Raw genomic sequence first — 13,062 nt, 5'->3', positions numbered from 1 at the left:
GCCCATTCACATTATTGACAGGCGCCTGAATCCAGGCGGCAAGAGTCTTGAGAACCGCCAGCGGTTCTTGCGTCGGGCCAAATCCCTGGTGCAGGGCGCCGTCAAGAAGACCTCGCAGGAGCGCGACATCAAGGACGTCCTGGAGGGGGGCGAGGTCACGATCCCCCTCGACGGCATGCACGAGCCGCGCTTCCGCCGCGAAGGCGGCACGCGCGACATGGTGCTGCCCGGCAACAAGAAGTTCGTCGAGGGCGACTATCTGCAGCGCTCCGGCCAGGGCAGCGCCAAGGATTCCGGCCCGGGCGAGGGCGACAGCGAGGACGCGTTCCGCTTCGTGCTCTCCCGCGACGAGTTCGTCGATCTGTTCCTGGACGATCTCGAGCTGCCCGATCTCGCCAAGCGCAAGATCGCGCAGACCGAGAGCGAGGGCATCCAGCGTGCCGGCTACACCACGTCGGGCTCGCCCGCCAACATCTCGGTGAGCCGGACGGTGAAGCTCGCGCTGGCCCGCCGCATCGCGCTCAAGCGTCCCCGCAAGGACGAGATCGAAGAGCTGGAAGCTGCGATCGCGGCCTGCACCGACGAGGACGAGCGTGAGGTGCTGCTCGCCCAGCTCGAAAAGCTCAAGGCGAAATCCAAGCGCATTCCCTTCATCGATCCGATCGACATCCGCTACCGCCGCTTCGAGACGGTGCCGCGGCCGGTGGCGCAGGCGGTGATGTTCTGCCTGATGGACGTCTCGGGCTCGATGTCCGAGCACATGAAGGATCTCGCCAAACGCTTCTACATGCTGCTCTACGTGTTCCTGAAGCGCCGCTACAAGCACGTCGAGATCGTCTTCATCCGCCACACCGACCGTGCCGAGGAGGTCGACGAGCAGACCTTCTTCTACGGCCCGGCCTCGGGCGGCACGCTGGTTTCCAGCGCCCTGCAGGCGATGCACGAGATCGTGCGCGAGCGCTTCAACCCGTCGGACTGGAATATCTATGCCGCGCAAGCCTCCGACGGCGACAATTCCTATTCCGACGGCGAGCTCACGGGCATGCTGCTGACCGACAAGATCCTGCCGGTCTGCCAGTTCTTTGCCTATCTCGAGGTCGGGGAGTCCGGCGGCAGCGCCTTCGATCTCTCCGACTCCTCGCTCTGGAGCCTCTATGAGCGCCTGCGCAACAGCGGCGCACCGCTCTCGATGCGCAAGGTCTCGGAGCGCAGCGAGATCTTTCCGGTGTTCCACGATCTGTTTCAGCGCCGCGAAACTTCCCAGGAGAAGGCCGCTCCATGACGGAACGATTGTTCGAAGGCGCGGATTGGGATTTCCACACCTTGCAGCGCATCACCGATGCCTGCGAGCAGGTGGCGCTGAAGGATCTCGGGCTCGACGTCTATCCGAACCAGATCGAGGTGATCACCGCCGAGCAGATGCTGGACGCCTATTCGTCGGTCGGCATGCCCTTGTTCTACAAGCACTGGTCGTTCGGCAAGCATTTCGCCTTCCACGAGGCGTCCTATCGCAAGGGCCTGATGGGCCTCGCCTACGAGATCGTGATCAACTCCTCGCCCTGTATCTCCTATCTGATGGAGGAGAACACGGCGACGATGCAGACCCTGGTGATCGCGCACGCCGCCTTCGGCCACAACCACTTCTTCAAGAACAATTATCTGTTCAAGCAGTGGACCGACGCCGACGGCATCCTGGACTATCTCGACTTCGCCAAGAACTACGTCATGCAATGCGAGGAGCGTTACGGCCGCATCGAGGTCGAGCGCACCCTGGACGCCGCGCACGCGCTGATGTCGCACGGCATCGACCGCTATCCCGGCAAGAAGAAGCTCGACCTGCGCGCCGAGGAGAAGCGGGCCGGGCGCCGCCGTCAGCACGAGGAAGAGGTCTTCAATGATCTCTGGCGCACCGTGCCGGCCGGCAAGAGCAAGACCCGCTCTGCGCTCAGCATCGAGCGCCGCCGCAAGCTGCTCGGCCTGCCGCAGGAGAATTTGCTCTACTTCCTGGAGAAGAGCGCGCCGCGGCTGGCGCCGTGGCAGCGCGAGCTGCTTCGCATCGTCCGCCACATCGCGCAATATTTCTATCCGCAGAGCCAGACCAAGGTGATGAACGAGGGGACGGCAACCTACGTCCATTATCGCATCATGACCCAGCTGCACCAGCAGGGCCGCATCACCGACGGCAATTTCCTCGAATTCCTGGGCTCGCACACCAATGTGGTGTTCCAGCCCGAGTTCGACGATCCGCGCTTCTCCGGCTTCAACCCTTACGCGCTCGGCTTTGCCGTGATGCAGGACATCGAGCGTATCGTCACCAGGCCGGAGGACGAGGACCGCGAATGGTTCCCCGACATCGCCGGCAAGAACGACGTGATGGGCGTGCTGCGCGACGTCTGGGCCAACTACCGCGATGAAAGCTTCATCGCGCAGTTCCTGAGCCCGAAATTGATGCGGCACTTCCGCATGTTCCACCTGCACGACGATCCCGAGGAGCGCGCCGGCATCAGGGTCGACGCCATCCACGACGAGCGCGGCTTCCGCCGCGTCCGCCGCGAGCTGGCACGGCAGCATGATGTCGGCTACATCGACGCCAATATCGAGGTGGTCGACGTCGATCTCTCAGGCGACCGCCGCCTGATCCTTCATCACCACGTCATCAAGGGCTCGCAGCTCAACGAGACTGACGCCAAACGGGTGCTGCAGCACCTCGCCGATCTCTGGACTTACGACGTCGCGCTGATCGAGGTCGATGCCAACGACAAGGTCCTGCGCGAATACGTCGTGAGCCCGCGCCCGATCGCCGCCGCGGTGGCGTGAGGGAATTTTCCTCTGAGGTGAAACTCGACTAGCGCTCCGACGACGGTGCGTTCCCTCCCCCTTGTGGGGGAGGGCTAGGGAGAGGGGTAGCCCAGCAAAAGGTGCCGGTTGCTGACGATGCGTCGGGAGGCGGTGCCGACAGACAGAATCCCCGTGTGGCACCCCCCTCCCTGACCCTCCCCCACAAGGGGGGAGGGAACGGAGAGAGGCGTCGGCGTGGCCGCACAACGGGCACCTTTATCCCGGTCGCTTCGCCCGTTTCTTCTTCGACATGTTCAGCTCCACCGCCGCGCGGATCAGCGCCTTCAACGCCTTCTCGTTGATCTTCTCGCCTTCGCGAATGTCGATCGCGCGCCGCACGTTGCCGTCGAGGCTGGAATTGAACAGGCCTGAGGGGTCATCGAGTGCCGCGCCCTTGGCAAAGGTCAGCTTCACCACTTCCTTGTAGGTCTCGCCGGTGCAGATGATGCCGTCGTGCTCCCACACGGGAACGCCGCGCCATTTCCACGCTTCCGCGACCTCGGGGTCGGCTTCCCTCATCAGTGCGCGGATCCGCTTCAGCATGTCCCCGCGCCAGTCGCCGAGCTCCTTGATCCTGCCGTCGATCAGCTTGGAGGGCGAGGCTTCATTCGCTTCCTTCGCGCCAACCTTCTTTCCAGTCACGGGCTTCTTCATCCTCTCGCCTCACGCGTTGCTGCGGCTGAGATAGGGCAGCGCGAACAGATACAGCCCCGTCGCGAGCAGCGGAATCAATGGCACGAGCGCCAGGACGCCGATCCACACGGCCTGGAGCTGCATGATCATGGCGACGATGTTGGCGATGACAGCAAGCGTGAACGCCATCGACAGCCAACGATGAATTTGCCGAATCCACATCTGCATGCTCATTGGGTCCTCTCTTGCGAATGTCTGGAAAAATAGACGCGGCGGACGAACTAGCCTCCTCGCGCCAGCACCTCGTCCAGTTTTGCCAAGAACTGCTTCCAGCCGGCATGCGCGCCGCCGAAGGCCTGCTTCTGCGTCGGGCTGAATCCCGCCTGCTCGACGCGCAGATGTGTGCCCGCGCTGGTCGGCGTCAGCGTGAAGGTCACGACGCTTCTGAGGTCGAAGGCGGCGTCCTCATGCGAGAAATTCCAGGTATAGGAGAGCGTCTTCTGCGGCTCGATGGTGAGCACCTCGCAGTCCAGCACGCCGCCCCATTCGCCGCGCAGATTGAAGCGATGGCCGACGATCGGCTTGAAGTCGTTCTTCATCAGCCATTCCTCGATCAGGTGCGGCTGCGTCAGCGCCCGCCAGAGCCGCTCGGCGGGAAAGGCAAATTCGCGCTCGACGATCACGGAGCGTGTTTCGGTCGCCGGTTCAGTCATTGGTCCATCCTCTTCAGCAGATCGTCGAGCGCGTCGAGCCGCCGCTGCCAGAACGACGACATCTGGCTGGTCCAGTCGATCAGCGGATTGAGCGCGCCGGGCTGCGCGCTGTAATGGGTCTGGCGTCCCTCATGGCGGTCGCGCACGAGGCCAGCCTGCTTCAGCGCGCCGAGATGCTTCGAGACCGCCGGCTGCGAAACGCCGGATCGCACCGTCAGCGCCCCGACCGTCTGCTCGCCCTCACGGCACAGCCGCTCGAAGATCGCCCGCCTCGTGGGGTCGGCGAGCGTCCTGAACAGGATATCGGGGGCGGGGGACATGGCGATCCATAACCAGGAAGTTATGGGTTAATTCATAACCGTAAGGTTATGGGTCAGTCAAGAGCGCGCACGGAGGAAAAGCTAGGGGCACGCAGCCTCCACAGTCATTGCGAGGAGCCCTTGCGACGAAGCAATCCAGAATCCCTCCGCGGAAAGATTCTGGATTGCTTCGCTGCGCTCGCAATGACGGGGAGATTCAGTGCCGCGCGCACTCCTACGGCCGCAAATACAGGTACCCCTGCGACTGCAGCTCGGCGATGCGGACCACGCCGCCGTTCTCCAGGTTGACGAAGCCGGGCAACAGATCCGCCAGCGTGACGTTCTGTGCCTTCATCGTGTTGCCGCAGGCGGCGAGCTCGACGCCGTCCTTGGAGAAATCACTGACGCGCCTGCTGATATCGGGATTGGCCTGCGCCGAATGAAACGCCTTCAGCGCCGGTCCGTGGATCACCAGCGCGATCGTGACATGTTCGGGGCCGCCGACCCCGTCGATGTGGTTCTGGATGTTGCCGAGCACGAAATTGACCTTCTCGGCGTCGCTGAGGTGATAGACCACCTTGAGCTTGTTGCCCGGGCCGGCTTCGGTAGCAGCTTGCGCACGTGAGGCGCCGAACGCGGCGCCAAGTGCCGAGGCGGCGCTCCACAAGATGTTGCGGCGATTCATGGCGAACTCCCCGAAAGCGACGATGCCAGACAAAGTATCACTTGTGGCGCAGTGCCGCGAGTTCCTTGCGGTCGGTCACGAGTGATGCGCATTCGTTGGTATCGGTGCGATCGAGCCGGAAAATCCTGTCGTCGGCGCCGCCGACGAGCGATCGCTCGGCATCGTCGTCCGGCTTGTTGTTCTGCCAGACCCTGACGCGCTCGAGCCGCACGATCGCCGACCTGTCGTCCTTCGAGAGTGCAACGCCGATGCCGCCGCCGTCGCAGTCGACGCCGCACCCCAAGCGGACTTCGTTGCCGCTCTTGGTGAACACAGCGTGGTTGCACGAGCCGCTCGAGTCGAAGTCGCCGGAGCGATGCCGATACCTGAAGCCGAGCCGGAAGGAGTTGTGCAGCTCCTTGTCCTCCTTGTCCAGTTCCGCCGAGATCAGCAGCTTCATCGCGGCGACCTTCTGCTTCGGATGCCGCGCAAGATGGTCGGCATCGTAGCGGCGGACGAAGCAGGCATAGGCCTTGTCGCCGGGGGTGACCGCATACATGCGCGCATTGAAGGCCTCGGCTTCCGCCTTGCTGGCCTCGCGGATGTCGTCGCCTTCCTCGGCCTGGGCGGCGCCGATGAATGCGGCAAGGGCAAGCGGAACAATAACAGCAAGCTTCATGATCGCACCGGGCGCCTGGCGGCAATGGCCCGCCGCGGCAGGGCGGCGCTGGCCTGCCATTAGTCGCGGCGCCAGCGCACGGCGTTCAAGCCTTCGGCACGGTCACCCCTGCGACTATCCCGGCACGAACTCGGGGCCGTCCTCTCACGCCGGGCCTTAGTCCTTGATGGGACCAAGAAGGTTCAACTGGCGCACTCCTTGGTTTCTCCGGAACTCGATGTCGGCGATGGCGGCGACATTGTCTCGGTTCGTCAATGTGGTAGCGTTCACAGACGACCGCCTTTGGCAGTCGTAAGCTGGGGCTGCCTTGTAAGCTTGTGGAGTCCCCTGCATGGGCGAAATTCGCAACTTCAGATCCGGCAATCAGGATGAGCCGCCGCCACACGGCCCCATGCCTCGCCGTCTCGCCGCGATCATTGTCGGTGACATCGCTTCCTACAGCCGCATCATGCAAGCGGACGAGGAGGGAACGCATGTCCGCGTCAAGCGGATCGAGCGCGATATCATCCAGCCCAGCATCATCGAGCACCATGGAAGTCTGGTGAAGACGACGGGCGATGGCTTCATCGCGATTTTCGATAGCCCTGTTGAGGCCGTTCGCTGCAGCATCGTGATCCAGCAGAACCTCATCGGCCGCAATGCTTCGCTTCCAAAGCATTCGCGGCTCGAATACCGGATTGGCGTCAATCTCGGCGACGTGATCGTAGAGCCGGACGATATCTACGGCGACGGCGTCAATATCGCCAGCCGTATCGAAGGCATTGCGCAGCCTGGTCAGGTCTTTATCTCAGGCGCGATCTACGAGCAGATCAAGCACAAGGTGGTGTGCGGCTATGAGTCGCTCGGAGACCGCAAAGTCAAGAACATCACCGATCCGGTGCGTGTGTATCGCGTGCTGCCGGATGCAGATGCGGTCGGCAGCACGCGAGGCCGGCGCGAAAATACCCTTATCTTCCTTTTGGCCATCACGCTGCTGATTATCGCGACCGGCGTGCTCTGGTATTTGCTGGCGCAGCCCGGCAGGATCAACGAGCAGGCCGCCACGCCCACCGCTGCCCCGGCCGCGTCGCCGCAAGAGGCAGCGACGCAGACGCCACAACCCTCCCCATCATTGGCTTCTGCCCCTCCCTCGCCGTCGCCGTCGCCGGCGCCCAGCCCATCGGCGACGCCGCCTCGCGAACCCGAGATGATCGCCATTCGCGGCGGAAGCTTCGCGATGGGAAGCAATGACGACCCGACCGAACGGCCTGTCCACCAGGTCGCGATCAAGCCGTTCTCGATCGGAAAATATCCGGTGACGGTGCAGGAGTGGAACGAATGCGCCGCCGCCAGGGCATGCGGATTCACGGCCACCGGCAAGGACGATGCTCCCGTCAGCAATGTGAGCTGGGCCGACGCGCAACAATATGCCGCCTGGCTCGCGCAGACGACGAAGAAGCCTTACCGCCTTCCGAGCGAAGCCGAATGGGAATATGCGGCGCGCGGCGGAACGCAGACCAAATACTGGTGGGGCGACAAGCTCCAGCCGGGCATGGCCGGGTGCAAGGATTGCGGTGATCTCGCGGCCGAGCAGCCGGCCAAGGTCGGCAGCTTCAGGCCCAATCCATTCGGGCTTTATGACATGGGCGGCGGCATCGATCAGTGGGTCGAGGACTGCTGGCACAAGAACTATCAGGGCGCGCCGGGTGACGGCTCGGCATGGAGCAGCGGCGACTGCAGCTCTCATGTCCTGCGCTCGGGGTCCTGGAAGAACGATTCGAGATATGTGCGGCCGTCGAACCGCGATGGTTACGACACCAATGTCCGTTATCCCACACATGGATTCCGTGTCGCACTCAGTCCGTAAGTGCTGGAGTAAGTTTGATGAAGATCATTGCCGGTGTCGCGCTGGTCGTCGCGATCGCATTGCTACCGGGCTCGGCCTGTTCGCAGGGCAGGGCCGCGCCCAAGGACGCCAAGCTCTATTTCATCACGCCGCATGACGGGCAGAAGGTTCGCGGTGGGTTTTTGGTCCGGTTCGGCTTGCGTAACATGGGCGTGACGCATGCTGGCGACGACTACCCGAACGCCGGCCATCATCATCTGCTGGTCGACGTCAAAGACCCCATCGATCCGAATGAGCCGATCCCGCAAGACAAGTCGCACCTGCATTTCGGCGCAGGGCAGACCGAAACCATGCTTGAGCTTGCGCCGGGCACGCACACGCTCCAGCTGGTGCTCGGCGACGCCAAGCACTATCCGTTTCAACCGCCGATCGTGTCGGAGAAGATTACGATCCGCGTCAGGTCGTCGGCTTCAGCGCGGAGCAAATGATCACCGCAGGCTGGCGTTGATCTTGTCCAGCACCGCCGAGCCCGGGCACAGCGTGTCCGCTTCCAGCGTGTTGAGCGGCGTCTCGACCGTGTTGAGGTGCTCGTGCAGGTCTTCCGCCTCGGGGTCGACGTACAAAAGCCCGGTGACGATCTGCCCCCTGGCGGCGTGCCTTGCCAGGAAGGTCTGGGCTCCCAGCCGGTCGTGCGGATCGTAGTCCGCGTCGATCTTGCGCAGGGCGATCTTGCTGCCGTCATGCTGCTCGACCACCTGCACCGTGCCGGGGGCGTAATCGACCGCGATCGGGTCGCGGCCGACCAGCACGTCGAGACGGTTCACCGCGTCGTTGTGCTCGCGGACATAATCGAAGCTCTTGGTCGAGCCGGCGTGGTTGTTGAAGGCGATGCAGGGGCTGATGACGTCGATGAAGGACGCGCCCTTGTGGCGGATCGCGGCCGCGATCAGCGGCACCAGCTGGGTCTTGTCGCCGGAGAACGAGCGGGCGACGAAGGTTGCCCCCAACTGCAACGCGATGGCGACGAGGTCGATGGCGTTGTCGGTGTTGGTGACGCCCTTCTTGCTCTTCGAGCCACGATCGGCGGTGGCGGAGAACTGGCCCTTGGTCAGGCCGTAGACGCCGTTGTTCTCGACGATATAGGTCATGTTGACGCCGCGCCGGATCGAATGCGCGAACTGGCCGAAGCCGATCGAGGCGGAATCGCCGTCGCCGGAAACGCCGAGATAGATCAGGTCGCGGTTGGCGAGGTTGGCGCCGGTCAGCACTGATGGCATGCGGCCATGCACGGAGTTGAAGCCGTGCGAATTGCCGAGGAAATAGTCCGGCGTCTTCGAGGAGCAGCCGATGCCGGAGATCTTCGCCACCCGGTGCGGCTCGATCGACAGCTCGTAGCACGCCTCGATGATCGAAGCCGTGATCGAATCGTGGCCGCAGCCGGCGCACAGCGTCGAGATCTTGCCTTCGTAATCGCGGCGGGTGTAGCCGAGCTCGTTCGGCTTCAGCCCCGGATGATGGAATTTCGGTTTGGCGATGTAGGTCATGAGAGCACCTGGAGCTTCCGCAGCGTCATGGCCGGGCTTGTCCCGGCCATCCACGTCTTGGCGGCACGGAAGAAAGGCGTGGATGCCCGCGACAAGCGCGGGCATGACGGAAGAGATAGCAAGGCGACGGTCATGACACGGCCTTGCGGAGCGGGGTCACCTTGAGGTGATCCTGGTGGTCGCCGATGGCTTTGGCGATGAAGCGGGCGGTGATCGGGGTGCCGTCGTAGTGCACGATCGGCACGAGGCGCACGGGATCGATGCCGTTCTCGTTGACGATGAGCTGACGCAGCTGGCTGTCGCGGTTCTGCTCGACCACGTAGACGAAGTCGTGCTCGGCGAGGAAGCTCGCCACGCTCGAATGGAACGGGAAGGCGCGAATGCGCAGCCGGTCGAGCTGATGGCCGCGCGCTTCCAACAGGCCGATCGCCTCGTCCATGGCCGGCGAGGTCGAGCCGAAATAGATCACGCCATATTTGGTCGGCCGTTCCGCATTGGCCTGCAACGGCCGCGGCACCAGATCCTGCGCGGTCTCGAACTTGCGCATCAGGCGCTGCATGTTGTCGGCGTAGACCGAGCCTTCCTCGGAATAGCGCGCATAGCGGTCGCGCGAGGTGCCGCGGGTGAAATAGGAGCCCTTGGTCGGATGCGTGCCGGGATAGGTGCGGTAGGGAATGCCGTCGCCATCAACGTCGAGATAGCGGCCGAAGTCGCGGCCTTCTTCCAGCATCTCCGCGGTCATCACCTTGCCGCGATCATACTGCCTGGCATCGTCCCATTTCAGCGGACGGCAGAGCCGGTGGTTCATGCCGATGTCGAGGTCGAGCATCAGGAAGATCGTGGTCTGCAGCCGCTCGGCGAGATCGAAGGCGGCGGCCGCGAACTCGAACGCCTCGGCCGGGTCTTCCGGGAACAGCAGCACATGCTTGGTGTCGCCGTGCGAGGCATAGGCGCAGGCGATGATGTCGCATTGCTGGGTGCGGGTCGGCATGCCCGTCGAGGGGCCGGCACGCTGGATGTTCATGATCACGGCCGGGATCTCGGCAAAATACGAAAGGCCGATGAACTCGGTCATCAGCGAGATGCCGGGACCTGAGGTCGCGGTGAAGGCGCGGGCGCCGTTCCAGGACGCGCCGATCACGATGCCGATCGAGGCCAGCTCGTCCTCGCCCTGCACGATCGCGTATTTCGCCTTGCCGGTCTCAGGATCGTGCCGGTACTTCTTGCAATGAGCGGTGAAGGCCTCCGCCACCGACGAGGACGGCGTGATCGGATACCAGGCGCACACCGTGGCGCCGCCGTAGACGGCGCCGAGCGCGGCGGCGCTGTTGCCTTCGATGAAGATGCGGTCGCCGACCTTGTCGGATTTCTTCACGCGAAGTCCGATCGGGCATTTCAGGTTCTGCAGCGCCCAGTCGCGGCCGAGATGCAGCGCGTGGACGTTGGAGGACAACAGCTTCTCCTTGCCCTTGTACTGCTCGCCGATCAGCTGCTCGATCAGCTTCGGGTCCATGTCGAGCAGGGCCGAGAGCGCGCCCAGATAGATGATGTTCTTGAACAGCTGGCGCTGGCGCGGATCGGTGTAGGTCGAGTTGGTGATGGCGGTTAAGGGGACGCCGATCACGGTGATGTCGTCGCGGAACTTGGTCGACGGCATCGGCTTGGTCGAATCGTAGAACAGGTAGCCGCCGGGCTCGATGCCGGCGACGTCCTTGTCCCAGGTCTGCGGGTTCATCGCCACCATCATGTCGACGCCGCCGCGGGCGCCGAGATGGCCGGCTTCCGTCACCCGCACCTCGTACCAGGTCGGCAGGCCCTGGATGTTGGAGGGGAAGATGTTGCGCGGGGAGACCGGAACGCCGTGGCGCAGGATCGCGCGCGCGAACATCTCGTTGGCGCTGGCCGAGCCCGAGCCGTTGACGTTGGCGAAGCGGACGACGAAGTCGTTTACGCTGCTGATCGGCTTTTTGTCGGACATGTCGAACCTGCGTGGGTCATCTCGATGTAATATTTCTGCATGTCCCAGGCGCCGGTGGGACAGCGCTCGGCGCACAGCCCGCAATGCAGGCAGACGTCCTCGTCCTTCACCATCACCCGCCCGGTCTTGAGATCGGAGGAGACGTAGAGGTCCTGGTCGGGATGCAGCGAGGGTGCCTTCAAGCGCTGGCGCAGATCGCTTTCCTCACCATTGGCGGTGAAGGTGATGCAATCCATCGGGCAGATGTCGACGCACGCATCGCACTCGATGCAGAGCGAGGTCGAGAACACGGTCTGCACGTCGCAGTTCAGGCAGCGATGCGCTTCGCCGAGCGCGAGCTTGACGTCGTAGCCGAGCTCGACCTCGGCGCGGATGTCCTTCAGCGCGATCACCTTGTCGCGATGCGGCACCTTGTAGCGCTTGTCGACGGAGATGTCGTTGTCATAGCTCCATTCGTGGATGCCCATTTTCTGCGACGAGACCTGCACGTCGGGCAGCGGCCGCTCGGTGATGTCCTCGCCCGAGAGCATCCTGTGGATCGACAGCGCGGCGTCGTGGCCGTGCGCGACCGCCCAGATGATGTTCTTCGGCCCGAACGCGGCGTCCCCGCCGAAGAACACCTTTGGATTGGTCGAGACGAAGGTCTTGGGATCGACCTTGGGCATGTGCCATTTGTCGAACTCGATGCCGCAATCCCGCTCGATCCAGGGGAAGGCGTTCTCTTGGCCGACCGCGACCAGCACGTCGTCGCATGCGATGGTCTGGTCCGGCTCACCCGAGGGCACGAGGTTGCGGCGTCCCTTGGCATCGTACTCGGCCTTCACCTTCTGGAAGGTGATGCCGGTGAGCTTGCCGTTGTCATGGATGAAGGCGACGGGGACCAGGAAATTGAGGATCGGAATGTCCTCGTGGAGCGCATCCTCCTTCTCCCAGGGCGAGGCCTTCATCTCCTCGAAGCCGGAGCGGACGACGACCTTGACGTCCTCGCCGCCGAGCCGGCGCGCGGTGCGGCAGCAATCCATCGCGGTGTTGCCGCCGCCGAGCACGATCACGCGCTTGCCGATCTTGTCGGTATGGCCGAACGAGACCGAGGCCAGCCATTCGATGCCGATATGGATATTGGCCGCTGCGTCCTTGCGGCCGGGAATGTCGAGCTCGCGGCCGCGCGGTGCGCCGGAGCCGACGAAGATCGCGTCGTACTTCTCCGCGAGCAGCGCCTTCATGCTCTCGATGCGGTGACCGCCTTTGAATTCGACGCCGAGACCCAGGATGTAGCCGGTCTCCTCGTCGATCACCGAATTGGGCAGGCGGAATTTCGGGATCTGCGTGCGCATCATGCCGCCGGCTTCCGGATCGGCATCGAACACGGTGCAGTGATAGCCGAGCGGCGCCAGATCGCGCGCCACCGTCAGCGAAGCGGGCCCGCCGCCGACCAGCGCAACGCGCTTGCCGTTTTTCGTCGCGGGGCGCGGCAGACGGTGCTTGATGTCGTCCTTGAAATCGGCGGCGACGCGCTTGAGGCGGCAGATCGCGACAGGGGTTTCCTCGACGCGCCCACGCCGGCACGCCGGCTCGCACGGACGATCGCAGGTGCGTCCCAGAATTCCGGGAAACACGTTCGACTTCCAATTGATCATGTAGGCGTCGCTGTAGCGGCCTTGGGCGATCAGTCGGATGTATTCGGGAACCGGGGTGTGCGCAGGACAGGCCCATTGGCAATCGACCACTTTGTGAAAGTAGTCGGGGGCCGCAATATCGGTCGGTTTCATTCCTACCCTGTCCGCGCAGGCTCAAAGACCCGGCGGCCTCTTCTGAGCTTGGCGAACGCTTAACGCGCGTCGATCTGGTTTCTGAATGACGTCATTGGGTTAGCTTATTAGAACCGTTCC

General features: G+C 63.6%; 13 protein-coding genes. 4 read left to right on the top strand and 9 right to left on the bottom strand.

Annotated features, from left to right (window positions below):
* The first annotated feature begins 4 nt into the window (after window positions 1–4).
* Together AC066S_RS32270 and AC066S_RS32265 are read left to right on the top strand one after the other, a co-directional pair.
* Complete coding sequence (locus tag AC066S_RS32270; RefSeq protein WP_205680452.1) at window positions 5–1,282, top strand: YeaH/YhbH family protein; 1,278 nt, start codon at window positions 5–7, stop codon at window positions 1,280–1,282.
* On the top strand, window positions 1,279–2,817 hold the full coding sequence (locus tag AC066S_RS32265; RefSeq protein WP_478271511.1) for a SpoVR family protein: 1,539 nt from the start codon (window positions 1,279–1,281) through the stop codon (window positions 2,815–2,817). Before AC066S_RS32270 ends, AC066S_RS32265 begins: the two co-directional genes overlap by 4 nt.
* A 237-nt stretch (window positions 2,818–3,054) precedes the next feature.
* Here the strand turns inward: AC066S_RS32265 and AC066S_RS32260 are convergent, their stop codons facing one another.
* The 6 genes from AC066S_RS32260 to AC066S_RS32235 all read right to left on the bottom strand — a co-directional run bounded on the left by AC066S_RS32260 (window position 3,055) and on the right by AC066S_RS32235 (window position 5,826).
* The gene (locus AC066S_RS32260; protein ID WP_135168665.1) at window positions 3,055–3,492 is read right to left on the bottom strand and encodes a DUF1801 domain-containing protein; all 438 of its coding nucleotides are present in this window, start codon (window positions 3,490–3,492) and stop codon (window positions 3,055–3,057) included.
* A gap of 9 nt (window positions 3,493–3,501) precedes the next feature.
* A complete protein-coding gene (locus tag AC066S_RS32255) occupies window positions 3,502–3,705 on the bottom strand; it encodes a hypothetical protein (protein ID WP_478271510.1) in 204 nt (67 codons plus the stop codon).
* Window positions 3,706–3,752: 47 nt separating this feature from the next.
* A complete protein-coding gene (locus AC066S_RS32250) occupies window positions 3,753–4,184 on the bottom strand; it encodes an SRPBCC family protein (protein ID WP_478271509.1) in 432 nt (143 codons plus the stop codon).
* A complete protein-coding gene (locus AC066S_RS32245; protein WP_126255144.1) occupies window positions 4,181–4,504 on the bottom strand; it encodes an ArsR/SmtB family transcription factor in 324 nt (107 codons plus the stop codon). Before AC066S_RS32245 ends, AC066S_RS32250 begins: the two co-directional genes overlap by 4 nt.
* Window positions 4,505–4,718: 214 nt before the next feature.
* Window positions 4,719–5,168, bottom strand: coding sequence for a DsrE family protein (locus AC066S_RS32240; RefSeq protein ID WP_126255145.1), 450 nt, complete (start codon window positions 5,166–5,168; stop codon window positions 4,719–4,721).
* A gap of 37 nt (window positions 5,169–5,205) precedes the next feature.
* Window positions 5,206–5,826 (bottom strand): hypothetical protein, encoded by a 621-nt coding sequence (locus AC066S_RS32235; RefSeq protein WP_478271508.1) that lies wholly within the window; start codon window positions 5,824–5,826, stop codon window positions 5,206–5,208.
* A 331-nt stretch (window positions 5,827–6,157) separates the two neighbouring features.
* Between AC066S_RS32235 and AC066S_RS32230 the strand changes: the two genes are divergently transcribed.
* Both AC066S_RS32230 and AC066S_RS32225 read left to right on the top strand, forming a co-directional pair.
* Entirely contained in the window at window positions 6,158–7,672 is a 1,515-nt protein-coding gene (locus tag AC066S_RS32230) for an SUMF1/EgtB/PvdO family nonheme iron enzyme (protein WP_135168663.1), read from the top strand.
* A 17-nt stretch (window positions 7,673–7,689) separates the two neighbouring features.
* Window positions 7,690–8,139, top strand: a complete 450-nt coding sequence (locus tag AC066S_RS32225) for a DUF4399 domain-containing protein (RefSeq protein ID WP_478271507.1) — start codon at window positions 7,690–7,692, stop codon at window positions 8,137–8,139.
* Here the strand turns inward: AC066S_RS32225 and AC066S_RS32220 are convergent, their stop codons facing one another.
* The 3 genes from AC066S_RS32220 to AC066S_RS32210 form a co-directional block, all read right to left on the bottom strand.
* On the bottom strand, window positions 8,140–9,195 hold the full coding sequence (locus tag AC066S_RS32220) for a 2-oxoacid:ferredoxin oxidoreductase subunit beta (protein ID WP_126255149.1): 1,056 nt from the start codon (window positions 9,193–9,195) through the stop codon (window positions 8,140–8,142).
* A 130-nt stretch (window positions 9,196–9,325) separates the two neighbouring features.
* Window positions 9,326–11,173 carry a 2-oxoacid:acceptor oxidoreductase subunit alpha gene (locus AC066S_RS32215; protein WP_478271506.1) on the bottom strand — a complete coding sequence of 616 codons (1,848 nt, stop codon included), beginning with the start codon at window positions 11,171–11,173 and terminating at the stop codon, window positions 9,326–9,328.
* A complete protein-coding gene (locus AC066S_RS32210) occupies window positions 11,143–12,942 on the bottom strand; it encodes an FAD-dependent oxidoreductase (RefSeq protein ID WP_478271505.1) in 1,800 nt (599 codons plus the stop codon). Before AC066S_RS32210 ends, AC066S_RS32215 begins: the two co-directional genes overlap by 31 nt.
* Between the last annotated feature and the right edge of the window lie 120 nt (window positions 12,943–13,062).

The sequence above is a fragment of the Bradyrhizobium sp. CFUWI genome (assembly GCF_056429085.1).
Note: the sequence above shows the minus strand (reverse complement) of the source record. Positions and strands in the feature narration are given on the sequence as shown.

What these genes read in the sequence shown, in the direction of transcription:
- AC066S_RS32265 (WP_478271511.1), top strand. Translation starts at nt 1,279, where the DNA reads ATGACGGAACGATTGTTCGAAGGCGCGGATTGGGATTTCCACACCTTG.
- AC066S_RS32260 (WP_135168665.1), bottom strand. Translation starts at nt 3,492, where the DNA reads ATGAAGAAGCCCGTGACTGGAAAGAAGGTTGGCGCGAAGGAAGCGAAT.
- AC066S_RS32255 (WP_478271510.1), bottom strand. Translation starts at nt 3,705, where the DNA reads ATGAGCATGCAGATGTGGATTCGGCAAATTCATCGTTGGCTGTCGATG.
- AC066S_RS32250 (WP_478271509.1), bottom strand. Translation starts at nt 4,184, where the DNA reads ATGACTGAACCGGCGACCGAAACACGCTCCGTGATCGTCGAGCGCGAA.
- AC066S_RS32245 (WP_126255144.1), bottom strand. Translation starts at nt 4,504, where the DNA reads ATGTCCCCCGCCCCCGATATCCTGTTCAGGACGCTCGCCGACCCCACG.
- AC066S_RS32240 (WP_126255145.1), bottom strand. Translation starts at nt 5,168, where the DNA reads ATGAATCGCCGCAACATCTTGTGGAGCGCCGCCTCGGCACTTGGCGCC.
- AC066S_RS32235 (WP_478271508.1), bottom strand. Translation starts at nt 5,826, where the DNA reads ATGAAGCTTGCTGTTATTGTTCCGCTTGCCCTTGCCGCATTCATCGGC.
- AC066S_RS32230 (WP_135168663.1), top strand. Translation starts at nt 6,158, where the DNA reads ATGGGCGAAATTCGCAACTTCAGATCCGGCAATCAGGATGAGCCGCCG.
- AC066S_RS32225 (WP_478271507.1), top strand. Translation starts at nt 7,690, where the DNA reads ATGAAGATCATTGCCGGTGTCGCGCTGGTCGTCGCGATCGCATTGCTA.
- AC066S_RS32220 (WP_126255149.1), bottom strand. Translation starts at nt 9,195, where the DNA reads ATGACCTACATCGCCAAACCGAAATTCCATCATCCGGGGCTGAAGCCG.
- AC066S_RS32215 (WP_478271506.1), bottom strand. Translation starts at nt 11,173, where the DNA reads ATGTCCGACAAAAAGCCGATCAGCAGCGTAAACGACTTCGTCGTCCGC.
- AC066S_RS32210 (WP_478271505.1), bottom strand. Translation starts at nt 12,942, where the DNA reads ATGAAACCGACCGATATTGCGGCCCCCGACTACTTTCACAAAGTGGTC.